Source organism: Pseudoxanthomonas sp. LjRoot143, assembly GCF_964252945.1.
In the GTDB taxonomy this organism is placed as follows: Bacteria; Pseudomonadota; Gammaproteobacteria; order Xanthomonadales; family Xanthomonadaceae; genus Pseudoxanthomonas_A.
On sequence record NZ_CAXUPM020000001.1, the window covers coordinates 4,319,752 to 4,345,516 of the forward strand.

At 67.2% G+C, this 25,765-nt stretch carries 20 protein-coding genes; 11 read left to right on the forward strand and 9 right to left on the reverse strand.

Annotated features, from left to right (window positions below; all coding sequences use genetic code 11):
- On the reverse strand, nucleotides 1-2,643 hold the full coding sequence (locus ACSQ1W_RS20715; RefSeq protein ID WP_436046267.1) for a hybrid sensor histidine kinase/response regulator: 2,643 nt from the start codon (nucleotides 2,641-2,643) through the stop codon (nucleotides 1-3).
- A gap of 137 nt (nucleotides 2,644-2,780) precedes the next feature.
- Between ACSQ1W_RS20715 and ACSQ1W_RS20720 the strand changes: the two genes are divergently transcribed.
- From ACSQ1W_RS20720 to ACSQ1W_RS20735, 4 genes are all read left to right on the forward strand, one after another.
- Nucleotides 2,781-4,136: a dicarboxylate/amino acid:cation symporter gene (locus ACSQ1W_RS20720; RefSeq protein WP_436045926.1), complete on the forward strand. Its 1,356-nt coding sequence runs from the start codon at nucleotides 2,781-2,783 to the stop codon at nucleotides 4,134-4,136.
- A 38-nt stretch (nucleotides 4,137-4,174) separates the two neighbouring features.
- Complete coding sequence (locus tag ACSQ1W_RS20725) at nucleotides 4,175-7,252, forward strand: TonB-dependent receptor domain-containing protein (RefSeq protein WP_436045928.1); 3,078 nt, start codon at nucleotides 4,175-4,177, stop codon at nucleotides 7,250-7,252.
- Between the two features lie 25 nt (nucleotides 7,253-7,277).
- Complete coding sequence (locus ACSQ1W_RS20730; RefSeq protein WP_436045930.1) at nucleotides 7,278-8,570, forward strand: hypothetical protein; 1,293 nt, start codon at nucleotides 7,278-7,280, stop codon at nucleotides 8,568-8,570.
- Between the two features lie 115 nt (nucleotides 8,571-8,685).
- Complete coding sequence (locus ACSQ1W_RS20735) at nucleotides 8,686-10,983, forward strand: NADP-dependent malic enzyme (RefSeq protein WP_192274364.1); 2,298 nt, start codon at nucleotides 8,686-8,688, stop codon at nucleotides 10,981-10,983.
- Between the two features lie 162 nt (nucleotides 10,984-11,145).
- Here the strand turns inward: ACSQ1W_RS20735 and ACSQ1W_RS20740 are convergent, their stop codons facing one another.
- The 4 genes from ACSQ1W_RS20740 to ACSQ1W_RS20755 form a co-directional block, all read right to left on the reverse strand.
- Nucleotides 11,146-11,529 carry an STAS domain-containing protein gene (locus ACSQ1W_RS20740; protein ID WP_436045932.1) on the reverse strand — a complete coding sequence of 128 codons (384 nt, stop codon included), beginning with the start codon at nucleotides 11,527-11,529 and terminating at the stop codon, nucleotides 11,146-11,148.
- A gap of 111 nt (nucleotides 11,530-11,640) precedes the next feature.
- On the reverse strand, nucleotides 11,641-12,027 hold the full coding sequence (locus ACSQ1W_RS20745) for an STAS domain-containing protein (protein WP_436045934.1): 387 nt from the start codon (nucleotides 12,025-12,027) through the stop codon (nucleotides 11,641-11,643).
- Entirely contained in the window at nucleotides 12,024-12,461 is a 438-nt protein-coding gene (locus ACSQ1W_RS20750; protein WP_192274367.1) for an ATP-binding protein, read from the reverse strand. The genes ACSQ1W_RS20745 and ACSQ1W_RS20750 overlap by 4 nt, the downstream gene beginning before the upstream one ends.
- Nucleotides 12,433-14,463 (reverse strand): SpoIIE family protein phosphatase, encoded by a 2,031-nt coding sequence (locus ACSQ1W_RS20755; RefSeq protein ID WP_436045935.1) that lies wholly within the window; start codon nucleotides 14,461-14,463, stop codon nucleotides 12,433-12,435. The genes ACSQ1W_RS20750 and ACSQ1W_RS20755 overlap by 29 nt, the downstream gene beginning before the upstream one ends.
- A 232-nt stretch (nucleotides 14,464-14,695) precedes the next feature.
- Between ACSQ1W_RS20755 and aceE the strand changes: the two genes are divergently transcribed.
- The 4 genes from aceE (at nucleotide 14,696) to ACSQ1W_RS20775 (ending at nucleotide 19,380) form a co-directional block, all read left to right on the forward strand.
- Nucleotides 14,696-17,389 carry a pyruvate dehydrogenase (acetyl-transferring), homodimeric type gene (gene aceE, locus ACSQ1W_RS20760; RefSeq protein WP_436045936.1) on the forward strand — a complete coding sequence of 898 codons (2,694 nt, stop codon included), beginning with the start codon at nucleotides 14,696-14,698 and terminating at the stop codon, nucleotides 17,387-17,389.
- Between the two features lie 264 nt (nucleotides 17,390-17,653).
- Entirely contained in the window at nucleotides 17,654-17,824 is a 171-nt protein-coding gene (locus ACSQ1W_RS20765; RefSeq protein ID WP_436045938.1) for a type II toxin-antitoxin system RelE/ParE family toxin, read from the forward strand.
- A 1-nt stretch (nucleotide 17,825) separates the two neighbouring features.
- Nucleotides 17,826-18,203 carry an addiction module antidote protein gene (locus tag ACSQ1W_RS20770; protein ID WP_436045940.1) on the forward strand — a complete coding sequence of 126 codons (378 nt, stop codon included), beginning with the start codon at nucleotides 17,826-17,828 and terminating at the stop codon, nucleotides 18,201-18,203.
- Between the two features lie 82 nt (nucleotides 18,204-18,285).
- The gene (locus ACSQ1W_RS20775; RefSeq protein ID WP_436045942.1) at nucleotides 18,286-19,380 is read left to right on the forward strand and encodes a DNA glycosylase AlkZ-like family protein; all 1,095 of its coding nucleotides are present in this window, start codon (nucleotides 18,286-18,288) and stop codon (nucleotides 19,378-19,380) included.
- Nucleotides 19,381-19,565: 185 nt separating this feature from the next.
- Here ACSQ1W_RS20775 and ACSQ1W_RS20780 read toward each other — a convergent pair whose 3' ends face one another.
- Nucleotides 19,566-21,023, reverse strand: a complete 1,458-nt coding sequence (locus ACSQ1W_RS20780) for an FG-GAP repeat domain-containing protein (RefSeq protein ID WP_436045944.1) — start codon at nucleotides 21,021-21,023, stop codon at nucleotides 19,566-19,568.
- 166 nt (nucleotides 21,024-21,189) lie between these two features.
- On the opposite strand from ACSQ1W_RS20780, the gene ACSQ1W_RS20785 reads away from it, so the two are divergent.
- Nucleotides 21,190-21,507, forward strand: a complete 318-nt coding sequence (locus tag ACSQ1W_RS20785) for a DUF3817 domain-containing protein (protein WP_436045946.1) — start codon at nucleotides 21,190-21,192, stop codon at nucleotides 21,505-21,507.
- Nucleotides 21,508-21,598: 91 nt separating this feature from the next.
- A complete protein-coding gene (locus ACSQ1W_RS20790) occupies nucleotides 21,599-22,582 on the forward strand; it encodes an HPP family protein (RefSeq protein ID WP_436045948.1) in 984 nt (327 codons plus the stop codon).
- Between the two features lie 18 nt (nucleotides 22,583-22,600).
- Here the strand turns inward: ACSQ1W_RS20790 and ACSQ1W_RS20795 are convergent, their stop codons facing one another.
- Nucleotides 22,601-23,470, reverse strand: a complete 870-nt coding sequence (locus tag ACSQ1W_RS20795; protein ID WP_436045950.1) for a DUF3883 domain-containing protein — start codon at nucleotides 23,468-23,470, stop codon at nucleotides 22,601-22,603.
- Nucleotides 23,471-23,789: 319 nt separating this feature from the next.
- Between ACSQ1W_RS20795 and ACSQ1W_RS20800 the strand changes: the two genes are divergently transcribed.
- Entirely contained in the window at nucleotides 23,790-24,146 is a 357-nt protein-coding gene (locus ACSQ1W_RS20800; protein ID WP_436045952.1) for a hypothetical protein, read from the forward strand.
- Between the two features lie 105 nt (nucleotides 24,147-24,251).
- On the opposite strand, the gene ACSQ1W_RS20805 is transcribed toward ACSQ1W_RS20800, so the two are convergent.
- Nucleotides 24,252-24,617, reverse strand: coding sequence for a hypothetical protein (locus tag ACSQ1W_RS20805; RefSeq protein WP_436045954.1), 366 nt, complete (start codon nucleotides 24,615-24,617; stop codon nucleotides 24,252-24,254).
- Nucleotides 24,617-25,660 (reverse strand): DUF2272 domain-containing protein, encoded by a 1,044-nt coding sequence (locus ACSQ1W_RS20810; RefSeq protein WP_436045956.1) that lies wholly within the window; start codon nucleotides 25,658-25,660, stop codon nucleotides 24,617-24,619. The genes ACSQ1W_RS20805 and ACSQ1W_RS20810 overlap by 1 nt, the downstream gene beginning before the upstream one ends.
- Nucleotides 25,661-25,765 lie beyond the last annotated feature (105 nt).

Sequence of the window (25,765 nt, forward strand, 5' to 3'; positions counted from 1 at the left end):
TCAGTGCGCGCGGCGCACGTGGAGTTGGGTCATCAGCGCGCGCAGCGCCGCGGGTTTCACCGGCTTGGCGAGGAAGCCCCAGCCGTGCCGCAGCGCCAGCGCGCGCAGCGCATCGTCGCGCTCGGCGGTCACCAGGATCACCGGCGGGGTACTGCCCCAGCGTTCGCACAGGCGGGTGTAAAGCGTCGGCCCGTCGGTGTCGCCGAGCCGCACGTCGAGCAGCAGCAGGTCGGGCGCCTGTCCCGGCATCGCCGCCGCCAGTGCGTCGTCGGGTCCGGAGGCGAGATCGACCTCGCATTCCCAGCGTTGCAGCAAGGCGCGCGTGGCTTCGCAGACGCGGGGATCGTCGTCCACGCACCACACGCGGCGCCCGCGCAGTGGCGAACCGTCATCGATGTCGGCCGCGACCGGTGACGGTTCCGCCGTCGCCGCGCTGGCAACGCCGCGTGGCAGCTCCACCCAGAACACGCTGCCGCGCCCGAGTTGCGAGCGCAGGCCGATGCGGTGGCCGAGCACGCGGCCGATGCGTTCGACGATGGCCAGTCCGAGGCCGGCGCCGCGATCGTTGGCGACGCCGTCGTTGAGGCGGCGGAACTCCTCGAAGATGTCCTTCTGCAGACTTTCGGGGATGCCCGGCCCCTGGTCGTGCACTTCGATGCGGACGCCGTCGCCAGTGCGGCGCACGCCCAGCAGCACGCGGCCGCGCGGCGTGTAGCGGATCGCGTTCGACAGGAAGTTCTGCAGGATGCGCCGCAGCAGGGCCTCGTCGCTGCGCACGACGGTGCGCGTAGGCACGCTGTCCAGCACCAGCCCGCGTTCGGTCGCGGCCATGCCGAACTCGCGGGCCAGTGCTTCCAGCAGCGGCGCCAGCGCGAAGTCGCGCACGCGCGTCGGCAGCGCGCCCGATTCCAGCCGGGCGATATCGAGCAGGCTGTTGAGGATGGCGTCCTGCGCGGTCAGTGCGTTGTCGACGTGGTCGGCGATGCGGCGCGCCTCGTCTTCGTGCAAGCGGCCGCGCAGCGCGGAGACGAACATGCGCGCGGCGTTGAGCGGCTGCAGCAGGTCGTGCACGGCAGACGCGACGAAGCGCGTCTTGTAGCGGTTGGCGTTCTCCGCCGCCTGGGTGGCGTCGGCCAGCGCACGCGTGCGTTCCTCCACGCGGTGTTCCAGCGCATCGGCCAGCGAGCGCAGTTCGCGGGCGGCGTTCTTGTAGCTGGTGATGTCGGCGTAGCTGGTGACGAAGCCGCCATCCGGCAGCGGGTTGCCACGGATCTCCAGCACCACGCCGTCGTCCTTCTCGCTTTCGCGCATGTGCGGCTTGCCGCTGCGCAGGTGCTCGATGCGGCGCTGGATCGCCTCGTCGACCGGACCCGGACCGAGCAAGCCGCGGCGCGCGTTGTAGCGGAATACGTCCTCGATCGGCCGGCCGACGTGGATCAGGTCGGGCGGGAAGCGGAACAGGTCCATGTAGCGCGAGTTCCACGCGACCAGCCGCAGGTCGGCGTCGATGATCACCACGCCCTGCGGCAGGTGTTCCAGGCTGCGGCTGAGGCCGGCGTCGGCCGAGCGCGCGGCTTCGACGATGCCGTCCTGCGCGGTGCGCAATTCCTGCGCGTGCTGCTGCAGGACGGCTTCCAGTTCCTCGCGGCTGCGCCGCTGCAGCAGCGCGAGGCGGCGCCGCTGCTGCATGAACAGCGCCAGGAACGACAGCGCCAGCCAGACGCCGCCGGCGGCGAGCGCGGCGGTGCGGCCCGCCGCGGTGATCGCCGACGCATCATGCAGCAGGTGCAGTTGCCAGCCTTCCTCGGGCAGGGCCATCGACTGCCACAGTACCGGCGCGGGCAGGGCGGGGTCGCGCAGCTGCACGCGCCGCGCACCGTCGCCCGGGGCCGACAGGTCCTGCCACTGCAGCTGACGCAGGGTCTGGCGCGCGTACTGGCGGGTGGCGTCGAGCTCGCGGCGGTCGGCGTCGGTCAGCGTGCGCAGCGTGCGGTAGCGCCAGGCGTCCTGGCTGGCGAGGAAGATCACCCCGTGCGCATCGCTGACCAGCACGATGTCCGGTGTCTGCAGCCATTCCTGTTCCAGCGCATCCAGCTCGATCTTGATGACGATGAGCCCGATGACGTCGCCGCCGTCGCCGATGATCGCCTGCGACAGGAAGTAGCCCGGCTCGCCGGTGGTCAGGCCGATGCCGTAGAACTGCCCCTGTCCGTCGCGCAGCGCCTGTTTCACGTAGGGACGAAAGCTGTAGTCCTCGCCGACGTTGCTGGTGGGCTCACGCCAGTTGCTGGCGGCCAGCGCGGTGCCGTGGCGGTCGATCAGCGTCAGCGTCGACGAGCGGGTGACGCTGTTGGCGTCCTCCAGGCGCTGGTTGAGCGCATTGCGGCGCGCGTCGTCGACCGGCGCGAGCAGCGCATCGCGCAGGTCGGGATCCTGCGCCAGTACCTGCGGCAGCGTGCGGTAGCGGTCGATGCGCTGCTGCAGGGCCTGCGCGTGCAGGTCGAGCTGGCGTTCCAGCTGAGTGGTCTCCGCACGCTGCGCGCGCGTGCCGGCCCAGTGGTAGGCCAGCGTCATCACCAGCGCCGCGCCGCCGAGGATCGCCAGCACGACGGACAGGATCTGGCGGTGGCGGCGGGCACGCAGCATGGGGGCCCAGTCTACTGGGCACTGCCGCAGGCGCGGGGGCTAGTACCAATAGGTTATCGGTGCGGCGGCGATGCGGGGGTACAACATGCCGGCCGCCGATCCGGGTGGCGCCGCCGTTTTCCGGAGTCTCCCCCATGCAACTGGCCGATACCCCTTTCGTGCCGCCGCCGAAGCAGCCGCTGTACAAGCAGCTCTACTTCCAGGTGATCGTGGCGATCGTGCTGGGCGCAGTGCTGGGGCATTTCGAGCCCGCGCTGGCCGAATCGATGAAGCCGCTGGGCGATGCGTTCATCAAGCTGGTGAAGATGATCATCGCGCCGGTGATCTTCCTGACCATCGTCACCGGCATCGCCGGCATGACCCATCTGCGGACCGTGGGGCGGGTGTTCGCCAAGGCGATGGCGTACTTCCTGTTCTTCTCCACGCTGGCGCTCGTCATCGGCATGGTCGTCGCGCACGTGGTCCAGCCCGGCGCCGGCATGAACATCAATCCGGCCGACCTGGACCGGTCCGCGGTCGACGACTACGTGCAGAAGTCGCACGAGCTGTCGCTGGTCGGCTTCCTGATGGACATCATCCCGAAGACGCTGGTCAGCCCGCTGGTGGGCGACAACATCCTGCAGGTGCTGTTCGTCGCGGTGCTGTTCGGCCTGTCGCTGGCGCTGGTCGGCGAGAAGGGCCGTCCGGTGCTGAATCTGCTGGAAGCGCTGACCGCGCCGGTGTTCCGGCTGGTGCACATCCTGATGCGCGCCGCGCCCATCGGTGCGTTCGGTGCCATCGCCTTCACCATCGGCAAGTACGGCGTCGGCATGCTGGTCAACCTGGCGTGGCTGGTCGGTTCGTTCTACATCACATCGCTGCTGTTCGTGATCGTCATCCTCGGCCTGGTGTCGTGGTGGTGCGGGTTCTCGATCTTCCGCCTGATCCGCTACCTCAAGGCCGAGCTGCTGCTGGTGCTGGGCACGTCGTCGTCGGAATCCGCACTGCCGTCGCTGATGGAGAAGATGGAGCGCGCCGGCGCGTCGAAGTCCGTCGTCGGCCTGGTCGTGCCGACCGGCTACTCGTTCAACCTGGACGGCACCAACATCTACATGACGCTGGCCGCGCTGTTCATCGCGCAGGCCACCAATACCGAACTGAGCCTGGGCCACCAGATCATGCTGCTGCTGGTCGCGATGCTGAGTTCGAAGGGCGCGGCCGGCGTGACCGGCGCCGGCTTCATCACGCTGGCCGCGACGCTGGCGGTGGTGCCGGAAGTGCCGGTCGCCGGCATGGCGCTGATCCTCGGCATCGACCGCTTCATGAGCGAGTGCCGCTCGCTGACCAACTTCACCGGCAATGCCGTCGCCACGCTGGTGGTCGCGCGCTGGGAGAACGCGCTCGACCGCGACGCGCTGGCGCGCGCGCTGGGCGGCCCGTCCGCCCCGATCGCCGCCGCGCCGGACCCGGCCGCAGGCCCGGGCGACCCGACACGACTCACGGCCGACTGACGCCGGCCATTTCACGTCTTCAGAGGAGGGACTGAACGATGCATACCTACAACCGACGCACCGCACCGCTGCGGAGCAGTCTGACCCTGGCCTTGCTGGCGGTGATCCACGCTGCCGCGGCCCAGGACACCACGCCACCGGCCGAGCCGGCGCCGCAATCGGCGCCCGCCGAGGAGCCGACCACGCTCGACAAGGTCACCGTGGTCGGCTCGCATATCCAGGGCGCATCGACCACCGACGCGTTGCCGGTGATGGTCGTGGGCGCCGAACAGATCGATGCCGCCGGCGCGATCTCCGGCGACGAGCTGATGCGCACCATCCCGCAGATGGGCGACGTGCTGTTCGACGCGTCCAACAATCCGCAGACCAGCAACGCCGCGCGCGGCGACGTCAACTCGGTCAACCTGCGCTCGCTCGGCGTCGGCAACACGCTGGTGCTGCTCAACGGGCGCCGGCTGGTGCAGCATCCGACCAGCCAGGGCACGTCCGACACCGGCACCGTGCCGGTGCAGAGCTTCAATTCCAATGCGATCCCGGTCTCGGGCCTGGACCGCATGGAGATCCTGCTCGACGGCGCGGCTGCGATCTATGGCGCTGATGCGGTCGCCGGCGTGGTCAACACCGTGCTGCAGACCGACTTCGACGGCGTCAGCGCCAGCACGCGCTACGGCAGTGCCGAAGGCACGGGCATGAACGAGTTCGAGGTGAACCTGTTCGCCGGCAAGAACTACGACCGCGGCAACGTGTCGGCCTTCATCAACTACACCGACCGCTCCGAGCTGATGGCCTCGGACCAGGACTTCACCGCGACCGACGACCTGCGTGCGCTGTTCGCGGACTACCCGGACTTCGCCGGCCTCGCCGCGTTGGACGGCCGTTCGTCGCATACGCCGTGGGCGCGCCTGACGGTCGGTCCGCGCGCGGTGATCCGTTCCAACGGCACGGCGGTGACGAATACCGCCGGTGCGTTCCGCATCCAGCCGTCGAGCTTCGGTTGCGGCGTCAGCGTCGGCACCGACCTGTGCCTGGCCAGCGGCAACCACAACTTCAACACCACCAACCGCGACATGCGTTACGACACGCGCCACGGCACCACGGTGCGGCCGTCGGTGGAGCGCATCAACGTGTTCGTGACCGGCCACCACGACCTCACCGATACGGTCGAGGCGTTCGGCGAAATCGGCTTCTATCATGCGGTCAGCGAAGCGACGCAGCCGCCGGTGGTGAACCTCAACAGCCTGTGGATTCCGGCGACCAACTACTGGAACCCGTTCGGCGCGGCCACGCTGCCCGACGGCACGCCGAACCCGAACCGCCTGCCCGGCTTGACCGGCGTGCCGGCCGCCGGCCTGCCGGTGCAGATGAGCAACTACCGCTACGTCGACACCGGGTTCCAGCGCGTGCGCGTGGAGAACTATCAGGCGCGCTTCCTCGCCGGCCTGCGCGGCGAGTGGAACGGCTGGAACTGGGAAACGGCGCTGCTGTATTCCGAGGCCGAAGCCGAGGACCGGTCGCCCAACATCAACATGACCAAGCTGCAGCAGCAGCTCGCCCTCGCCACCCCGGACGCATACAACCCGTTCAGCGGCGGCTGCGTGGCCACGCCGACCTATGGCGACTGCTCGCCGAGTTCGCAGGCGGCGATCGACGGCATCGTGTTCGACCTGGTGCGTGAATCGCGCACCACGCTGACGATGGCCGACTTCAAGATGAGCCGCGGCGACCTGTTCTCGCTGCCGGCCGGCAACGTCGGCATCGCCTTCGGTGCGGAAGCGCGCCGCGAGACCCAGCGCGACGACCGCGACGCCAACCTCGACGGCACCTACACCTTCACCGACATGGTCACCGGCGAGACCAACCTCAGCAACGTAGCCGCGGTCAGCCCGAATCCGGACACCCGCGGTTCGCGCAACGTCGGCTCGGCCTATGTCGAGTTCGCGGTGCCGCTGGTGTCGGAAGACATGGGCATCCCGCTCGTGCACCGCCTGGACATGCAGCTGGCCGGCCGCTACGAGCACTACTCCGACTTCGGTTCCGTCGCCAAGCCCAAGGTGGCACTGGCGTGGGATCTGGTGGAAGGCCTGCGCCTGCGCGGTTCGTACTCGGAAGGCTTCCGCGCGCCGAACCTCGAGCAGACCAACGCGACGCAGTACTCGCGCCTGGCCAGCGGCATGGACCACATCCGCTGCGAAGCCGACCTGCGTGCCGGCCGCATCGCCTCGTTCAGCGCGTGCGGGCAGAACACCGCCGGCGCGTCGCTGCTGGTGGCCGGCAACCCGGACCTGGAGCCGGAAGAGAGCACCAATACCTCGTTCGGCGTGGTGTTCCAGCCGACCTTCATCCCCGAGCGCTTCGGCAGCTTCACCTTCACCGTCGACCGCTGGAAGATCAAGCAGGAGCAGATCGTCGGCCTGCTCGGTGCGCAGACCGCACTGACGGTGGACTACCTCAACCGCGTCGACGGCGGCAGCAATCCGCTGGTGGTGCGCGAAGCGCCGACGCAGGAAGACATCGACTTCTTCGCCGGTACCGGCATCGATCCCGTCGGACGCGTCATCGCCATTAACGACCGCTTCATCAACCTGCAACCGCAGACGGCGGGCGGCATCGACTTCGGCATGGACTGGTCGCTGCGCCGCACGCGCTTCGGCTCGTTCTCGGTCAACCTCAATGCGACCCGCCTGCTGGAGTTCACCCGCGATCCGGGCGACATCGTCAATGCGCTGTACGCCGCGCGCGCCGCGGGTACCATCGATCCGCTGACCCCGCTGCCGGACCCGAGCCAGCTGATCGGCCAGAACGGGCGCCCGGAATGGCGCGCCAGCGGCTCGCTGACCTGGAACAAGTCGGCCTGGCGCGTGGGCTACTCGGCGCAGTACATGAGTTCGTTCGAACAGCCGCAGCTGCTGGGCGTGTCGGGTGATCCGTGGGTGGTCGAACAGCGCCTGACCCACAACCTGTACGGCCAGTACCGCTTCCCCGATGGCACCGCCGTGCGCCTGGGCGTACGCGACCTGACCGACGAGGGTCCGTCGCTGGCCGATGGCGGCTACCGCGGTTCGTTGCACAATCCGTGGGGGCGCTACTGGTACGTCAATATCGCTCGTTCGTTCTGAGGAGCCTGCACCCACGATGCGAAGCATGAGCTGCCGCTGGATCGTCACTGCATTGGCCGTGCTGGGGACGGCCGCACTGCCCGCCAGCGCGGCCGGGGCGGAGGACGAACCAGCCTTCGCACCCGTCGCATGCCCGGCATCGGCCAGTCCGCAGATCGACTGCTACGAAGCCCGTGACGCGAACGGGGCCTGGTTGCTGGTGGCGATGCCGCGTCAGTGGAACCAGCGGCTGATCGTGCACGCGCATGGCGGCCCGCGCCTTGGCGAACCCAAGGCCGGCGATTCGGCGGAGGATCTGGATCGCTTTGCGGTGATGGTGCGTGCCGGCTATGCGTGGATCGGTAGTACCTACCGCCGCGGCGGCTATGGCGTGCGCATGGCTGCGGCTGACGTCGACGTCAGTCGCCAGCTGTTCTGGTCGCGTTGGGGCCGCCCGCAGCGCACGCTGCTGCACGGACAGTCATGGGGTGGCAACGTCGCGGCGAAAGCGGCGGAGCTGTATGCGCTCGACATCGACGGACGGCCGAACTACGACGGCGTATTGACCACCAACGGGTTATTGTTCGGCGGTACGCAGGGCTATGGCTTCCGCGCGGACCTGCGCGCGGTCTACCAGTACTACTGCCGCAATCATCCGGCGGCCGACGAAACGCAGTACCCGGTGTGGCAGGGCCTGCCCGCCGGCGCGAAGATGACCCGCGACGACCTGCGCAAGCGCGTCGATGCGTGTACCGGCGTCGACCAGCCCGCAGCGAAGCGCACGCCGGCGCAGGCGGCGAAGCTGCGCGACATCCTTTCCGTCACCGGCGTGGCGGAGAAGCAGCTGGTCGCGCACCTGGCTTGGGGCACGTTCCATTTCCAGGACATGGTGCAGAAGCGCCTGGGTGGCCGCAATCCGTTCGACAACGCAAGGACAGCGTATCGGGGCTCGCATGACGATGCGGCGCTCAATGCAGGGGTCGAGCGCTTCAGGGCCGATCCTGCGGCCGTCGCGGCGCTGGCCTACGACGCCGACCTGTCCGGCCTGATCGTGCTGCCGACCGTCACCGTGCATGCGCGCCACGATCCTACGGTGTCGTATGAAGCAGAAGCCGCCTACAAGGCCACCGTCGAACACGCCGGGCGCGGCCACCTGCTGCTGCAGGCGCTGACCGACGAAAGCGACCACAGCCGCCTGGGGGACACGACCTACACCAGCGCACTGCGGGTGCTCGAACAGTGGCTGGACACCGGCCAGCGCCCCGCGCCCGCTGCGTTCCAGGACACCTGCGGCCACGTGTCGCGCCGTCGCGACGACTGCCTCTTCATCGCGCCCTGAGCACGCAACGCATGACCATGGCGTGATGCAGCGCCGCAATCGGCCGGGTCCGGCCCCGGCGGGGAAGGGGTAGAATCGCCGCTCCCCCGCCTTCATCACAGGCACCGTTTCCGCAATGACGAACGACGATTTCAAGCAGGCCGCGCTGGAATACCACCGCCTGTCTCCGCCGGGCAAGATCAAGGTCGCCCCCACCAAGCCGATGCTGACGCAGCGTGATCTGGCGCTGGCGTATTCGCCGGGCGTGGCCTATGCCTGCGAGGCGATCGTCGAGGATCCGAACACCGCCAGCGAGCTGACCGCGCGCGGCAACCTGGTGGCCGTGGTCACCAACGGCACCGCCGTGCTGGGCCTGGGCAACATCGGTCCGCTGGCCGGCAAGCCGGTGATGGAAGGCAAGGGCGTGCTGTTCCAGAAGTTCGCCGGCATCGACGTGTTCGACATCGAGATCGACGAGACCGATCCCGACAAGCTGGTCGACATCATCGCCTCGCTGGAACCGACCTTCGGCGGCATCAACTTGGAAGACATCAAGGCGCCCGAGTGCTTCATCGTCGAGCGCAAGCTGCGCGAGCGGATGAAGATCCCGGTGTTCCACGACGACCAGCACGGCACGGCGATCATCGTCGGTGCGGCGGTGGTCAACGCACTGGAAGTGATCGGCAAGAAGATCGGCGACGTGAAGCTGGCCACCAGCGGCGCCGGCGCCGCCGGCATCGCCTGCCTCGACATGCTCGTCGCGCTGGGCCTGAAGCCGGAGAACATCCTGGCGTTCGACCGCGATGGCGTCATCTACACGGGCCGTCCGCACCTGGATCCGGACAAGGCGCGTTACGCGCGCGACACCGACAAGCGCTCGCTGGCCGAGATCGTCGCCGGCGCGGACATCTTCCTGGGCCTGTCGGCCGGCGGCATCCTGAAGCCGGAGATGGTCGCGACCATGGCGGACAAGCCCGTCATCCTGGCGCTGGCCAACCCGAACCCGGAAATCCTGCCGGCCGACGCCAAGGCCGTGCGTCCGGACGTCATCATCGGCACCGGCCGCAGCGACTACCCGAACCAGGTCAACAACGCGCTCTGCTTCCCGTACATCTTCCGCGGTGCGCTGGACGTGGGCGCCACGGTCATCAACGAGGCGATGAAGGTCGCCTGCGTGCACGCCATCGCCAAGCTCGCGCGGCGCGAGGCGTCCGACCTGGGCAGCGCCTACGGCGATGACGTGCCCTGCTTCGGCCCCGAGTACCTGATTCCGCGCCCGTTCGACCCGCGCCTGCTGGTCGAAGTGGCCGCGGCGGTGGCGCAGGCGGCGATGGACTCCGGCGTGGCGCTGCGCCCGATCGACGACATGTGGGCCTACCGCGAGAAGCTGGGCCAGTTCGTCTACCGCACCAGCCTGATGATGAAGCCGGTCTACGACCGTGCGCGCGCCGACAAGAAGCGCGTGGTCTATGCCGAGGGCGAGGAAGAGACGGTGCTGCGCGCGGTGCAGACGGTGATCGACGAAGGCCTGGCGTTCCCGATCCTGATCGGCCGCCCCGACGTGATCGACGCACGCATCCAGCGCCTCAGCCTGCGCATGCGCGCCGGCGTCGATTTCGAGGTGACCAACCAGGACGACGACCCGCGTTTCAACGACTACTGGCAGCACTACCATGCGCTGACCTCGCGCCGCGGCGTGACGCCGGCGGCGGCCAAGAACCTGATGCGCTCGCGGCCGACGCTGATCGCGGCGGTCATGGTCGCGCGCGGCGAAGCCGACGCGCTGATCACTGGCCTGGTCGGCCGCTTCCACAAGAAGCTGGGCTACGTGCGCAGCGTGATCCCGCTGGATCCGGGCGTGCAGTCGACCTCGGCCATGACCGGCGTGATCAACAACCAGGGCGCGTACTTCTTCCTCGACACGCACGTGCAGGACGATCCGACCGCGGAGCAGATCGCCGAGGCCACGCTGCAGGCGGCCTATCGCCTGAAGCTGTTCGGCATCGAGCCGCGCATCGCGCTGCTGTCGCACTCCAACTTCGGCAGCCACGAAACGCCGGGCTCGCTGAAGATGCGCAAGGTTCGCGAGTTGCTGTTGAAGCGCAAGCCCGACCTCAATGTCGACGGCGAGATGCAGGGCGACACCGCGTGGGACGAGGTACTTCGCAGCCGCATGATGCCGGGCAGCACGCTCAGCGGCCGCGCCAACCTGTTCGTCATGCCCAACCTGGACGCGGCCAATATCGCCTACAACATGGTGCGCGTGGTGACCGACGGCGTGGCGATCGGCCCGATCCTGATGGGCATCTCCAGGCCGGTGCACATCCTGACCACCAGCGCCACGCCGCGCCGCGTCATCAACATGACCGCGATCGCCGCGGTGGATGCGCAGATCCGCCTGCAGCGCGAAGCCGAGCGCAACGGGCCGGGTTGATCGGCAGCGGATTCACCGGAACGGAAAACGCCCCGCATGCGGGGCGTTTTCTTTACTGGTGCGCAGGGGATTCAGGTGTGGGAGCGACGTAAGTCGCGATGGGCTACCGGTAAAGCTTCATCGCGACTTACGTCGCTCCCACATCCCGCACCCGCATCCCTGCTAGCTTTCATCCTCACCATCCAGGATCCGCCGCTGCAGCGCATCCAGGTAGGCGTCGGCATCGGCGCTGGACTCGAAGATCTCGTCCATCGGCACCGCCTGCACGATCTCGATGACCTTGCGGATCTGTTCCTGCGGATGCACGACCAGCAGGCGGCCTTCGTGCGGGGCCAGCGCCTTGCGTGCCTTGAGGATGCTGCGCACGCCGGCGCTGCTGATGTAGTCCAGGTGCGCCAGGTCCAGCACCAGCGCCTGCGGGCGCGCGGCCAGCATCGGCGCCAGCGCGTCGTCGAGCTGCGCGTAGCTGGCGGTATCCAGGCGTCCGAACAGCAGCACGTACTGGTTGCCGTTGACCGGCGGGTAGACCTCAATCTCCAGTGTCATCGGGCATCTCGGTGAAGCGGATCTGCCGGGTGGGGGAGCCCGGGGAGAAAGGGAGGCGACGCTGGATCGTAAATCAAATGTGAGGCGAAGGTGAGACCGGCGCGCGTCGCGTCAGTCGGGGTCCTCTGCCGCATCCAGCACCTTGCGCTGCATCACGTCGAGGTAGGCGTCGGCCTCGGCGGTGGACGAGAAGATCTCGTTCAACGGCACCGCCTTGACCATGTCGAGCACCTTCTGGATCTGCGGCTGCGGATTGACCAGCAGCACCTTGCCGCTATGCGGAGACAGCGCCTTGCGGGCCTTGAAGATCGAGCGGATGCCGGCGCTGCTGATGTAGTCCAGTCCCGACAGGTCCAGCACCAGCGAGTGCAGCTGGCGGTTCAGCAGCGGTGCCAGCGCCTCGTCCAGGTCCTCGTAGGTGTGCGTGTCCAGCCGGCCGCGCAGGTGTGCGCGCTGACTGCCCTTGCCCGGCGGGTCGAGCTGAATGTCCAGGCTCATGCGGGGTTCTCCTCGGTGGGTATGCGCAGCGACAGGCGCAGGATGTTGTAGTTACCCATTCGCTGATACGAGGCCATTTCGGCCACCTGCCGGACCAGATGCAGGCCGAGGCCGCCGGTCGGCCGCTCTAGGATGTCCGCCTCCAGGTCCGGAGCGGGCTGTTCGAGCGGGTTGAAGGGTGCGCCGCTCTCGCGGAATTCCAGCGTCAGCAGGCGGTCGCGGATGGCGATGTCCACGCACAGCTCGTGCTCCTCGGCGTCGACGCGGGCCAGGTCGCCGTGTTCGATGGCGTTGCTGGCCAGTTCTTCGACGATCAGCCGTACATCGCCCTGGATCGCCCGGCTGACGCCGTTGTTGGCCAGCACGGCTTCCAGCGACGCATTCAGATCGTCGACGCGGGCGTGCTCACGGGGAATGAAGAGTCGCATCTGCATGCGCAGCCTCCTGGGGTGGCGGAGCTTCGGGCGGGGTGGCGGTGCTGTCCAGCCGGCGGCGGATGGCGAGCACGGTGATGTCGTCGGATTGTGGCGCGGGATCGGTAAACGCATGAACCCGGGTGATCAGCCGCTCGCACTGCTCGCGCGCGGTGGCGCCCGGCTGCAGTGCGTCGGGGATGCGCTCCGTACCGAAGGCGACGTTGCCGGCATCGAAGGCCTCGGTGATGCCGTCGGTCCAGGCCAGCAGGGTAGCGCCGGCGGGCAGCTGCCCCGACCACAGCGGGAAGGCGTCGCCCACTTCGAAGCCCAGCGGCGGCCCGGGTTGCACCGGCAGTTCCTCGTGGCTGCCATCGGCGTGCAGCAGCAGGGGGGCATCGTGGCCGGCGCTGGCCAGCACGCAGGCGCCGCTGCGCACGTCCACGCGCCCGCACAGCACGGTGGCGAACATGCAGGCGTCGTTGCCCTGTACCAGCCGCCGCGAGGCTTCGGTGAGCACGCGCTCCGGCGACGGATGGGTGCTGGCCGCGACTTCCAGCACCGTCACGGTGCGTGCCATGAACAGCGCTGCCGGCACGCCCTTGTCGGAGACGTCGCCGATGGCGAACCACAGGCAGTCCGGATCGGTCTGTATGAAGCAGTAGAAGTCGCCGCCGACCGCCTTGGCCGGCTCCAGCCGCGCATAGGCTTCCAGGTGCGCATGCTCGCGGTCGATCACGCGGCCCGGCGGCAGCATCGCCTGCTGGATCTCGCGCGCGATCGACAGCTCGCTTTCCAGCTTCTGCCGCGCCGCGGTCATGTCCTCGATCTCGCGCAGCTGCTGGCGGATCGACCCGCGCGCATGTTCCAGCGTGCGCGCCATCTGGCCGACCTCGTCACGCCGGTGCACGTGCGGTACCGGCATCGCGTAGTCGCCCTGCGCCAGCCGTGCCGCCGCCGCCGACAGGCCTTCCACCGGCTGGCTGATGTGGTGCGCCAGCTTGCGTACCACCAGCATGCAGACCAGCGCCAGCAGCGCGCCGATCGCGGCCAGCAGCCACAGCGCCTGCGCCAGCCGGTCGGTGATCAGGTCGTACGACTGCGCGACCAGCAGGCTCCAGCCGCTGTCGCCGATCGGCTCCACCACGGTGTAGCGACGCTCGTCGCTGGTCGCATCCACGTGCACGAACTGAAGGGGCTCGCGCAGGCGCACCGCTTCCGCCGCCTGGCGCAGGTCGCTGCGACCGGCACGGGCGATGTAGTCCTCGAGGCGCTCCAGGCGGTCGACGCCGACCTCGGGATTCATCGCGAGCGTGCCGCCGGGCGCGACCAGCGAGACCCGCCAGCCCGGCAGGTGGGCCAGCGAATCGACCGGATCGGTGAGGTTGGCCAGCGGCAGGTCCAGGCTGACCATGCCGCGCGTGCGGGCGCCGCGCCCGGGCTCGCGCAGCGGCATGTTGTAGGTGACCGTCCAGACGGCGCCAGCGGTCTGGTTGAGGTAGGGCTCGGACCACCAGCCGCCGGGCGAGGCGACGGTACGCTGGTACCAGCCCTGGTCGCGGAACGGATAGCTGTCGGCGATGAAGTCGCGATCGTTGCCGTTGGCGGCGACGTAGTACGCGAAGGGCGCGTCCCCGCGGCTGCGCGGTTCCAGGATCAGCAGGCCGCCGGCGCACCCGGGCGTGGCCTTCACCATCGCGCGCAGCGTGGTGACCAGTTCGTCGGGCGACAACTGGGCGCTGCCGACCAGGTCGGAGATGCCGTGGGTGGTGATGGTCACCACGTGCAGCGCGGCATCGAGCCGCTGCGCGGCTTCCTGTGCGGTCGCATGGGTGTCGCGGCGCGCGTCGTCCAGGATCATCCGGTGCGCGAACCATGCCGTCGCCAGCACCAGCAGTACCAGCAGCACCACGTTGACCAGTCCGGCCCACAGGGCGATGCGCGTGCGCAGGCTGCTGCGCCAGTGCGCGGCACCGGCGACCTCCCTATCTGGCACGACACTGCTGGGCGCTGCGTTGCGCATGCCGATCCCGATCGCCGCTTCCCCCCGGACGCCGATCATAAGCCCACTTCATGTGCTGCATTGCAATACGGCAATGGTCTGATTTTGGTGTGCCTGTTGTCTCGGGACAGGCACGCAATGTCCTTTCCATACGCCTGCGTAGCCAGGTCCCGCGCGGGGTGCGTGCGTTACACTTCAACGTCTACAAGAAACCGCAACGCCGCGCCCCACGCGTGGCGAAACAGGAGTGGGAATGAACTGGTTGAACGAGATGTTGCAGAGCGATCCGGATCCGCAGGAATCCCGCGAATGGATCGATTCCATGCAGGCGGTGATCGAGAAGAACGGCGCCCTGCGTGCTCACCAGTTGCTCGAAGGCATGGTCGAAGTCACCCGCCGCGCCGGTGCCTACCTGCCGTTCTCGCCCACCACCGAATACGTCAACACCATCGCGCCGCAGAACGAGGCCAAGAGCCCCGGTGACGCCGCACTGGAATGGCGCATCCGTTCGATCATCCGCTGGAACGCGATGGCCACCGTCGTGCGCGCCAACCGCAAGCCCGGCGACCTCGGCGGCCACATCGCCAGCTTCGCCTCCGGCGCGACGCTGTACGACGTCGGCTTCAACCACTTCTGGCGCGCGCCGTCCGAGAACCATCCGGGCGACCTGCTGTTCATCCAGGGCCACAGCGCGCCCGGCATCTACGCGCGTTCCTTCCTGGAAGGCCGCATCAGCGAGCAGCAGCTCGACAACTTCCGCATGGAAGTCGATGGCCAGGGCATCTCGTCCTACCCGCACCCGTGGCTGATGCCCGATTACTGGCAGACCCCGACCGTGTCGATGGGCTTGGGCCCGCTGGCGGCGATCTACCAGGCGCAGTTCATGAAGTACCTGGAGCACCGCGGCCTGATCGAGAAGTCCGACCGCAAGGTGTGGTGCTTCATCGGCGACGGCGAGAGCGACGAGCCGGAAACCCTCGGCGCGATCGCGCTGGCCGGCCGCGAAGGGCTCGACAACCTGATCTTCGTGGTCAACTGCAACCTGCAGCGCCTGGACGGTCCGGTGCGCGGCAACGGCAAGATCATCCAGGAACTCGAAGGCGTGTTCCGCGGCGGCGGCTGGAACGTCATCAAGCTGCTGTGGGGCAGCTACTGGGATCCGCTCATCGCGCGCGACACCACCGGCACGCTGAAGAAGCTGATGATGGAAACCGTCGACGGCGAGTACCAGAACTGCAAGGCGTTCGGCGGCAAGTACACGCGCGACAACTTCTTCGGCAAGTACCCGGAGACGGCGGCGATGGTCGCCAACCTGTCCGACGACGACATCTGGCGCCTCAACCGCGGTGGCCATGATCCGCACAAGGTCTATGCGGCCTACCACGAGGCGGTGAACACCAAGGGCATGCCCACGGTGATCCTGGCCAAGACGGTGAAGGGCTACGGCATGGGTTCGGCGGGTGAATCGCTCAACCCGACCCACCAGACCAAGAAGCTGGACGATGAAGCCATCCGCACGTTCCGCGACCGCTTCAACATCCCGGTCAGCGACAAGCAGCTGGAAGAGTCGGCGCAGGTGCCGTTCTACCACCCGGGCGAGGATTCGCCGGAAATCCAGTACCTGAAGTCGCGCCGCGCCGCGCTCGGCGGCTATCTGCCGCAGCGTCGCCGCAAGGCCAGCGAGTCGTTCGAGACGCCCAAGCTGGAGGCCTTCGAGCGCCTGCTGAAGAGCACCGGCGAGCGCGAGATTTCCACCACGATGGCGTTCGTGCAGACCTTGAACATCGCGCTGCGCGACAAGCAGGTCGGCCCGCGCCTGGTGCCGATCGTCGCCGACGAAGCGCGCACCTTCGGCATGGAAGGCATGTTCCGCCAGATCGGCATCTACGCGCCGTTCGGCCAGAAGTACAAGCCGGTCGATGCCGACCAGCTGATGTACTACCGCGAGGACCAGTCCGGCCAGGTGCTGCAGCAGGGCATCAGCGAGCCGGGCGCGATGTCGTCGTGGATGGCGGCGGGCACCAGCTATTCGGTCAGCAACGTGCCGATGCTGCCGTTCTACATCTACTACTCGATGTTCGGCTTCCAGCGCATCGGCGACATCGCCTGGCAGGCGGCGGACATGCGCACGCGCGGCTTCCTGCTGGGCGGCACCGCGGGCCGTACGACGCTCAACGGCGAAGGCCTGCAGCACGAGGACGGTTTCAGCCACGTCATCGCCGGCAGCATCCCCAACGTGCGCAGCTACGACCCGACCTTCGGCTTCGAGGTGACGGTGGTCCTGCAGCACGGCATGCAGAAGATGCTGCAGGAGCAGGTGGACGAGTACTACTACGTCACCCTGATGAACGAGAACTACACCCACCCGGAAATGCCAGAAGGCGCGGCCGAAGGCATCATCAGGGGCATGTACCTGCTGACCGATGCCGGCAAACCGAAGAAGGGCGAGCTGCGCGTGCAGCTGCTGGGCAGCGGCACCATCCTGCGCGAGGCGATCGCGGCGGCCGAGCTGCTGGACAAGGATTTCGGCGTGACCGCCGACATCTGGTCGTGCCCGAGCTTCAACGAGCTGCGTCGTGATGGTTTCGACGTCGAGCGCTGGAACCGCCTGAACCCGGAAGCGAAGACCCCGCGCAAGGCCTACGTGACGGAGCTGCTGGAAGGCCGCCAGGGTCCGGTGATCGCCGCGACCGACTACGTGCGCGCCTACACCGACCAGATCCGCGCGTTCGTGCCGGCGGCGTACACCTGCCTGGGCACGGACGGCTTCGGCCGCAGCGACACCCGCGCCAACCTGCGTCGCCACTTCGAAGTCGATCGCTACTACATCGCCCACGCCGCCATCGCGGCGCTGGCGAAGGAAGGCAAGATGACCGGCAAGGACGTCGCCCGCGCGATCAAGCAGTACAAGATCGACGTGGACAAGGCGAACCCGGTCACCGTGTGACATGCCGTTCCTCTCCGTCCGCGGAGAGGATCGCCGGACAAAGAAGCGGCCCATGGCCGCTTTTTTGTTGGGCGGCCGGTTGACAGGCTGTAAACCAAGGTTCACAGTTCGGGCCAGATCGACGTCAAGGATGACGCTGCATGATCGAGATCCGGAAGACGCGGATATTCGAGGACTGGTTCGTTTCACTGCGCGACGGGCACGCGAGGATGCGCATACAAGCGCGTATAGATCGGCTCGCCCTCGGCAACCCGGGGCAGCACCGTGCTGGCCGGCGGGGTGTACGAGATGAAGGTGGATTGCGGTCCGGGCTACCGCATCTACTTCACCCGGCATGGCGATGCTTGGATCGTACTGTTGTGTGGTGGCGACAAGGCATCGCAACGTGCGGACATCAAGGCGGCGTTGGCGCTGGCGGACGCATTGGAGAACTGACATGGCACTCAAGACCACGCCCTGGGATTCGGCGGATTACCTGAAGACCGAGGCGGACATAAACGCCTATCTGGACGCGTGCTTCGAGGAGGCCGGTGACGATCCCGGCTTCCTGGTGCATGCGCTGGGCGTTGCTGCGCGCGCGCGCAACATGAGCCAACTGGCGCGCGATACCGGCCTGACGCGCGAAGGTCTGTACAAGGCGCTGTCCAGCAATGGCAATCCCAGCTTTGGCACGGTGCTGAAAGTGGCCGATGCGATGGGCTACCGGCTCGCGCTGGTCAGCAAGCAGGTCAAGCCGGGCCGCAGGGCGGGTGAGCGGACGGTGGTGCCGGGCGGTACGGGCAAGCGGCGTGCCGCGCAGGCCAAGCAAGGATGACGGGCGGCGATCGCATCCCGCTGTCGCGGTTCATGGGTGCCTACGGGTTATCGGGCACCTTCCCTCAGCGCGCGTCTTCGACATGACGCTCACCCTCGACCACCTGCGCCGCTATGCCGTCGCCCGCAGCCTGTTCAAACCGACCACCCTGCCGCGGGCGATCCAGCGGCTGGGGTTCGTGCAGGCGGACCCGATCCGGGCGCCGGCACGTGCGCAAGACCTGACCCTGCGCCACCGCGTCGCCGGCTATCGCGCCGGTGACCTGGAGCGGCGGTATCCGCGCCTGCCGCTGGAAGAAGACTTCTTCGTCAACTACGGCTTCCTGCCGCGCGAGCATCACCAGTTGATGCATCCGCGCACCGCACGCGAGGCGTGGACGTCCGCGCGCTGGAAGCAGGCGCAGGCGGTGCTGGCCTTCGTCAGCGAGCGCGGCAGCGCGCACCCGCGCGAGGTGGATGCGCACTTCGGGCATGGCAAGACGACCAACTGGTTCGGTGGTTCGTCGAACGCGAGCACGCAGCTACTGGATGGCATGCATTACCGCGGCTTGTTGCGGGTCGCGCGTCGCGAAGGCGGTACGCGGGTCTATGCGCCGCGCGTCGGTGATGCGACGCCGGTCGCGATGTCGGATGCGGAGGCGCGGCTGGATGCGCTGCTCGACATCATCGTGCGCAAGTACGCACCGCTGCCGGCGGCGAGCCTGGGCCAGTTGCTGGGTTATCTGCGCAGCGGTGTGCCGCAGTGGACCGATCTGCGTGCGGCGACGCTGAAGCGGGCGCGCCAGCGGTTGGGCACGGCGCGGGTCGATGGGGTGGACTGGTACTGGCCGGCGGACGAGGATCCGCGCTCGCGGCGCTGGAAGCCGGACGACCAGGTGCGCCTGCTGACGCCGTTTGATCCCATCGTCTGGGATCGCCGCCGCTTCGAGATGTTCTGGGGCTGGACGTACCGCTTCGAGGCCTACACGCCGGCGCCGAAGCGGAAGCTGGGGTATTACGCGCTACCGGTGCTGTGGGGTGACCGGGTGATCGGGTGGGCGAATCTCAGAGTGGTTGATGGAGAGTTGCGGTCGACGTTTGGGTATGTGGATGGGCGTGGGCCGAGGGATGCCGGGTTTCGCGCTGCGCTTGAGATGGAACTGGAAAGGCTTCACATGTTTTTGGGTGTGGACCCTTGACGCCAGGATGCGCGCTGGCGATCGCAGCACAGGGAGTTGCCCGCGCAATGACGGATGCGCCAAGCCGGCGCAAAATCACGTGAAGAAGACGAATCTTCTCGTCGTCTAGTGCAGTGTTGGACTAGACGACGGTTGATGCCTGTTTGGGTGCCCTTCTCATCCTGGGGCAAGGATCGAGGGGCCGATCAGCCGCCGCCCGTTGCAGCCAGTCGTGGTAACGCGTTCCCGCCGGTCTGACGCACACGTGTCGTACAACCAGTGCCATGTAGCACTGCCATGGCTTCCCACTGACCAACGACCACAGCATCGGCACAACCGTCGCCATTCAAATCGCCGATGGCCTGGCTATTCTTGCCGACGCCTGGCGCTCCGGCGAAGACTCCCCTAAGGACTTGATCCTGCAGTCCTGCTTGTCCCTGCAGCAAGTAGCCGATGTTGTTCCAATTCGAGTGTGCGATGAGTAGATCAGTGTAGCCATCGCCATCAAGATCACCGGCATCCAGCGCCGTCGGGATGGGGTAGATCGCATTCACGCGGGCTGTTGTTTCGATCGATCCATCCAGGTTCTGCGGGAACACCCTCACTTCATAGCGTTGGACGCTTTCAGCTGTTGCCACAAGGTCTTCCAGGCCGTCGCGCGTTAGATCAGCGACTGCAACCTTTTCGAGCGAGAGGAACTCTTGCCCCGTCGCGAGAACTGCGTTGACTTTCACGGCTGGCAGGAAGCCCTCTTTTTTGTCGTGCAGGTGGATGGAGACGACATGGCGCCAGATTTGTGCGTTGTAGTCGAACTCAGAAATGCGTGCTACCAAGTCAGGGTAGCCGTCGGAGTTCAGATCTCCCGTCGCAAGAGAGTAACCAATCTCACTGTCGTGCTGGACCGTTCCGCTGGTGCGGAACTCAGAGTGACCCGAAATGCCGCCTCTACCGTCGCCGTAGTGGACGACGAAGCCATTGCGCGGCGCTCCCTGCTCCCCGTACGCGAGCGTTGTATATGCGACGACGTCCTGATGCCCGTCGCGATTGACGTCAAGAACAACAGCGGCAAGCGGGAAGTTACGATCAGCCGAATACGTGAGGCTACGGAATCCGCCAGCACCATCAGCAGTCAGCAACGAAATACTTCGTCCACGAGTCAGTACGAGGTCGTCGGTCCCATCATGATTCAGATCGGCGCGCACCATGGCGAAGGGATAGTTGTAGTACACGCCTCCCTCGTAGGAACTTAGGGGGTAGTCGATGGCGGGGCCGAGGTCGCCGGTAGCTAACTGCGGCAACACATAGAGCAGATGGTGATGCTCCGAGGAAGCACCGCCTACTATGGTTGCGATGTCATCACGACCATCGCCGGTGAAATCCCCTATCTCAACCGAATAAAATTCCGGATTCATTACAGCGCCTCCGAGCAGCCAAGACGGTGGGGGTGCGTAACGCCTGAACAGGTTGAGGCTGTATGTGGAGCTGGTTTTTGCCGTAGGCAAACCAAACTCGACGGTCCTCAAGGCAGAGGACGGTGTCTGCTGTGGCCTGGATGGTGCAAGAGGAGCAGAGTGCTTCGATGGTTCGGTTTGTCGCTGACCGCATCCGGAAAGGCACAAGGCAAGTGCCAACACCACAATTGAATGCTTCATCAAAGCTTTCATGCCAGCCCCCTTTGGCATCTGCATATGGGGAGGTTAGCAGAGCCGTGCCGCCCAAGCAGGGCGAGGACCAACTCGGCCGCCGAGCGTTGCCGCCCGATGTAGCATAGGGAGTCAGCGAGCGCCGTAGCCGCCATCGCATCCGGCATTCCCTCACTGGAGTTCCTGCATGTCCCGTCCCCTCGCGCCCGCCGGGCGCCTGTTCGCTGTCGCTGCCTTTATCGAAGGCTTCACCTGGGCCGGTCTGCTCATCGGCATGTTCCTCAAGTACGGGCCGGTGGCCAACGAACTCGGCGTGAAGATTTTCGGCCCGCTGCATGGCGGCGCCTTCCTGTTCTACGTCGTCGCCACCGTGCTGTCCGCCCTGCGCCTGCGCTGGCCGTGGTGGGCCACGCTGCTCGCCCTGATCGCCGCCGTGCCGCCGCTGGTGACCGTGCCGCTGGAGATGTGGTTCCGCAGGATCGGGTTGCTCAGCGCTCGCGCCTGATGTTCCGAAGCGGCGGGCCTAGGCCCGCCCTACGACGGACGGGCGCGTGTCCTTCGCATAGACTGCGGCGCTCTTCCCTGCGTGTCCGCCCATGAGCCCGCCGTCCCGCCTGACCGAGTTGCGCTTGCTGCTGGGTATCGAGCGCAACACCACCCGCCACGGCGAGAAGTGGATCTCCGGCATCGGCGCGCTGCTCGGCATCGTGTCGGTCTACTGGCTGACCCGCTGGACGTTCCCCGAGCATGCCGCCGGTGCCGTCGGCGGCGCGCTGATGGTCACCTCGATGGGCGCGTCCGCCGTGCTGCTGTTCGCCGTGCCGCAGGGCGCGCTGTCGCAGCCGTGGGCCGTGGTGGGCGGCCATTTGTTGTCCGCGGTCATCGGCGTGAGCTGCCAGAAACTGTTCCCCGGCCATGCCTGGACCGCTGCCCTCGCGGTCGGACTGGCGGTGCTGGGCATGTACTACCTGCGCTGCATCCATCCGCCCGGCGGTGCCACCGCACTGGCCGCGGTGATCGGCGGCCCGGAGGTGCATGCCCTCGGCTACCACTACGTGCTGATGCCGATCCTGATAAACGTCGTGGCGATCCTGGCGATGGCCATCGCCTTCAACGCGCTGTTCCCGTGGCGCCGTTACCCCGCCCACCTGCACAAGCGCCGCCAGCCCATCCCCGCCACGCGCCCCGCCGCGCGCCAGTTCGAACTGACGCAGGAGGATTTCTCCGCGGCGATGGAGCAACTCAACTCCTACGTCGACATAACCACCGAAAACCTCACCGAGTTGCTGGAACTCGCCAAGCAGCACGCCGAGAAGAACATCACCCACCCCCAGGACATCATCGCCGGCCGCGCGTACAGCAACGGCAAGCTGGGCAAGCTATGGAGCGTGAGGCGCGTGCTGACGCAGGATGAACTGCCGACGGATGCCGCCGCCGGTCGCCTGCACTACCAGGTCATTGCAGGCGAACAGGTTGGTCAGGCAGGCGGCTGCAGCGCGGACGAGTTCCGGCAGTGGGCCCGCTTCGAGGTCGTGTCGCAGGGGAGCGGGCGGTGGTTCAAGGCGGACGAAAGCCGCTAGTCAGCGCGCTGGGTTCACTCAGGACCCAACGAGCGTTGCCCGGTAGCTGACCGGGTCCAGCAGACAGCTCGCTGCAATTGGACCGTTGAGCGAAAACATGCGCGGGCTTTTGCGGAAATCGAACAGGCGATAGAGGTGGAACTGCTCAACCGCCTCTTCCGAGAAGCTGACCTCATTGGAGCTCACGAAGAAGGGCGTCTCCGCGTCATAGGACGTGGTCTTTACCTCGATGAACCTCTCGCGGCCATCGGCGTCGTACGAAAGGATGTCGTATCCGAGTCCATCGCCTTTCAGCTTGGAGGTGTGTTCGATACGGTCGACCAGTTGCTTGGCGCCCTCGTTGAACAGCCTGCGGGCCTCGAACTCCATGACGACCATTTCGCCCGCATGACCAAGCGAGCGGTTTCGTGCTTCCCGCTCCAAGTAATCGCGCTTGATCGCGGTGCGCTGAATGGCAGCGGCCGCCGCATCGTTGACCCGGAACTTTGGCGCGGGAACTCCAACCACAAAGTCCGAAAAATCGGTGATGAGGGGTTGTTCGGCAGCGGTCTCGACGCTTCGAATGGCAGCCTGGTCGAGCGCTACATCCTGCGGCAGCAGGTTGCCAACGACCTCGATCAGCAGCTTCTGGACGTTGGCGAGTGGCTTGTAACCCGACACGGCTTGCACGCCAAGGGCATGGAGCACAGCGCTGATGTTGCGGAACTTGTACTCGATGGCGCCCGTGTTTCGTGCCGGAATCTGGCTGGCAAGTTGCCGAATGACCTCGGCCTTGACGAAGGCCTGTCCCAGTTCCTGCATTCGAAGCATGCGCAGGTAGGCGAGGACCGTCACCTCGACCTCAGCCGCTGACCACGACTCTCCTGCTACGCCATCCTCGATTGCCATGCGTCCACTCCCGGCCCCAGTTTCCAGGATAGTGGATCTGCTCGTGGCCGTCTGGCTGGAGCTGTAGTTCCGCCCGATCGGTTTGCTCAGTGCGCGCACCGGCATCCCGAGGAGGCGGGCCTGGGGCCGCCCTACGCAGCTTCGTCCGCCGAACGGTGACCGGGCCGCGGATGCCGCGGCGTTGTCGCCGGGTGAGCGGTCGCAGCTGGGCCGTGCTTCGTGTGCACGGGCGGCGTGACGAAGGCCGGAAGCTCCTGCACATGCGTCTTCCCTGTGGCGGCGCGATGACCGGTCCCAGCGCGCACGCCGGAGCAGACCCATGCATCGCAATGTCTTCCTCATCGTCGGTGTGCTGGCGATCGCCGCCTGCGTGACGTCCTCCGCGAAGGATCTCGCACGGACCGCCGGCGATGGCGCGCGCGTCATCCTGGAGAACGACAAGGTCCGGGTGATCGAACTGACCGTCGAACCGGGCGCCAGCACCGGCATGCACTCGCACGGCGACCACATCATCTACTTCCTGGCGCCGGGCGAGGCCCTGCAGAAGAATCCCGATGGCACCGAAGAGAAGCGCTCGCTGCCGGCCGGCCACATCGAATGGGGCGGACCCGTGAGCCACGACACCGTGAATCGCGGCAGCGTCGCTTCGCGAACGCTGATCATCGAGCTGAAGTAGCGACGGTGAGTCTGTTGCCGTGTGGCGGCGCACGTTCCGCGACAGCGGCAGCCCTGACGCGTGCCGCAATGGCGGGCCTGGGCCCGCCCTACGGAAGCGGGGGCGTCACGGTGTCCTGCGCAGTCCGTGATCCGCCTGTTCGCAGACGACCAGGCCGCCGTCGTCGGTGACGGTGCCCGTGGCCTGCACGCGGTCGCCGGCCTTCAGCGACTGCACGTCATCCGGTGGCGGTGCCTTGCACAGGTTCCAGCGGGCGGGCAGATGCACATCGACCTGGCCGTTGGCCGCCGCGATCTTGATGATGGCGCTGCCGTCGTAGGTCCACGGCGTGGTGTCGACGTTGACGATGGTGCCCTCGACGGTGGCCTGTTGTCCCGCCGCCAGCGTGGCGCTGGGCGCAGGGGCGGGCGTCGTCGTGCAGGCGCCGAGCAACAGGGCAGCGGACAGCAGTCCGAGGCGGGGCAGGGTCATCAGGGCGATTCCGTGTCGGTGGTCGGGGCGGCACCGGCGGGTGTCGCCGATTCTGCGGGACACCTTGGCACGCCCGAGCCGATGACGCAGTGAACACAGCACTCCGCCTTCTCCGTCGGCTCGCTGCCGGGCGCGTCCTGCGCCGGCGGCAGGTAGCCCGGCAGCTTCGCCAGCTGCTCCGGCGACTTCAGCCGCAGGATCGCCGCCCAGTCCTGGCGATTCATGTTGCACGCGGCCTCGTTGTCGGGGGCGCACAGCGTGCCGTCGCCGATGCGCAGCGGCAGGCCGCCCCAGAACTCGCCGTTGCGGTTCAGCGGCAGCATCCGCATGGTGACGCTCTGCTGCACGTTGCCGCCGATGGCATAGGCGGTGCTGTCGTTGTTCGGGTTCACCGCCACCACGATGTCGCAATGCATGTCGAGCGAGCTGCCACTACGCAGCAACGGCACCAGGCCTTGGTGACCGAACAGCCGGCCGGACTGGCGCACGTAGCAGATCAGGTCGCCGACCACCGGTTTGGCATGCGCCACGTCGATGACGTCGAACGCATTCGTCGATGGGTTCTGGTACGCGGCCTGCACGTAGGTGAAGTGGCGGCTGGAACCGCGGAAGCCCGGCACCCTGGCTTCGCGCATCACCCACGAGATGAAGGCGGCCGACCACGGCGTATCCACCACGAAGCCGCGGCAGGCCTCGGCCTGCGGCCCGGTGGCCGAGGCGTACAGGCAGTCGGTGGCGCCGCGACGGTGGCCGATGGCGGCGAGCAGGCCGCTGTCGCGCCAGTAGCGCGCGACACGCTGCCAGGCGCGGTCGTCGCCAATCGACAGCAGCGACGACTCGGCTTCCATCATCGGTGCGTTCGCCAGCTTGCCGTTGCGGTCGATGAAGGGGCGGTACCACATCAGATGCTCGCGGCAGGCGACCGCGGCGATGCGGGTGGCGACGTCAGAGGGCGCCTGTTGCGACAACTGCGGGCAGGCATCGGCCGCGTACGCGGCACCGGAAGTCAGCAGCAGGAGGGGCAGCAACAGCCATGCACGCATCAGATAGTCCTTTGGAGTCCGTTGTCTTTCTTACGCATCATGCCGCATCCGCAGGACACGACATCATCACGCGGCCTGAAGGTCTGCGAAGGGTCACGCAGTGGT

Coding starts and splice junctions, on each gene's coding strand:
- ACSQ1W_RS20770 (WP_436045940.1), top strand. CDS start 17,826: ATGGCACTCAAGACCACGCCCTGGGATTCGGCGGATTACCTGAAGACC.
- ACSQ1W_RS20775 (WP_436045942.1), top strand. CDS start 18,286: ATGACGCTCACCCTCGACCACCTGCGCCGCTATGCCGTCGCCCGCAGC.
- aceE (WP_436045936.1), top strand. CDS start 14,696: ATGAACTGGTTGAACGAGATGTTGCAGAGCGATCCGGATCCGCAGGAA.
- ACSQ1W_RS20750 (WP_192274367.1), bottom strand. CDS start 12,461: ATGCAGATGCGACTCTTCATTCCCCGTGAGCACGCCCGCGTCGACGAT.
- ACSQ1W_RS20725 (WP_436045928.1), top strand. CDS start 4,175: ATGCATACCTACAACCGACGCACCGCACCGCTGCGGAGCAGTCTGACC.
- ACSQ1W_RS20735 (WP_192274364.1), top strand. CDS start 8,686: ATGACGAACGACGATTTCAAGCAGGCCGCGCTGGAATACCACCGCCTG.
- ACSQ1W_RS20785 (WP_436045946.1), top strand. CDS start 21,190: ATGTCCCGTCCCCTCGCGCCCGCCGGGCGCCTGTTCGCTGTCGCTGCC.
- ACSQ1W_RS20745 (WP_436045934.1), bottom strand. CDS start 12,027: ATGAGCCTGGACATTCAGCTCGACCCGCCGGGCAAGGGCAGTCAGCGC.
- ACSQ1W_RS20755 (WP_436045935.1), bottom strand. CDS start 14,463: ATGCGCAACGCAGCGCCCAGCAGTGTCGTGCCAGATAGGGAGGTCGCC.
- ACSQ1W_RS20780 (WP_436045944.1), bottom strand. CDS start 21,023: ATGAAAGCTTTGATGAAGCATTCAATTGTGGTGTTGGCACTTGCCTTG.
- ACSQ1W_RS20800 (WP_436045952.1), top strand. CDS start 23,790: ATGCATCGCAATGTCTTCCTCATCGTCGGTGTGCTGGCGATCGCCGCC.
- ACSQ1W_RS20795 (WP_436045950.1), bottom strand. CDS start 23,470: ATGGCAATCGAGGATGGCGTAGCAGGAGAGTCGTGGTCAGCGGCTGAG.
- ACSQ1W_RS20720 (WP_436045926.1), top strand. CDS start 2,781: ATGCAACTGGCCGATACCCCTTTCGTGCCGCCGCCGAAGCAGCCGCTG.
- ACSQ1W_RS20810 (WP_436045956.1), bottom strand. CDS start 25,660: ATGCGTGCATGGCTGTTGCTGCCCCTCCTGCTGCTGACTTCCGGTGCC.
- ACSQ1W_RS20740 (WP_436045932.1), bottom strand. CDS start 11,529: ATGACACTGGAGATTGAGGTCTACCCGCCGGTCAACGGCAACCAGTAC.
- ACSQ1W_RS20730 (WP_436045930.1), top strand. CDS start 7,278: ATGAGCTGCCGCTGGATCGTCACTGCATTGGCCGTGCTGGGGACGGCC.
- ACSQ1W_RS20805 (WP_436045954.1), bottom strand. CDS start 24,617: ATGACCCTGCCCCGCCTCGGACTGCTGTCCGCTGCCCTGTTGCTCGGC.
- ACSQ1W_RS20790 (WP_436045948.1), top strand. CDS start 21,599: ATGAGCCCGCCGTCCCGCCTGACCGAGTTGCGCTTGCTGCTGGGTATC.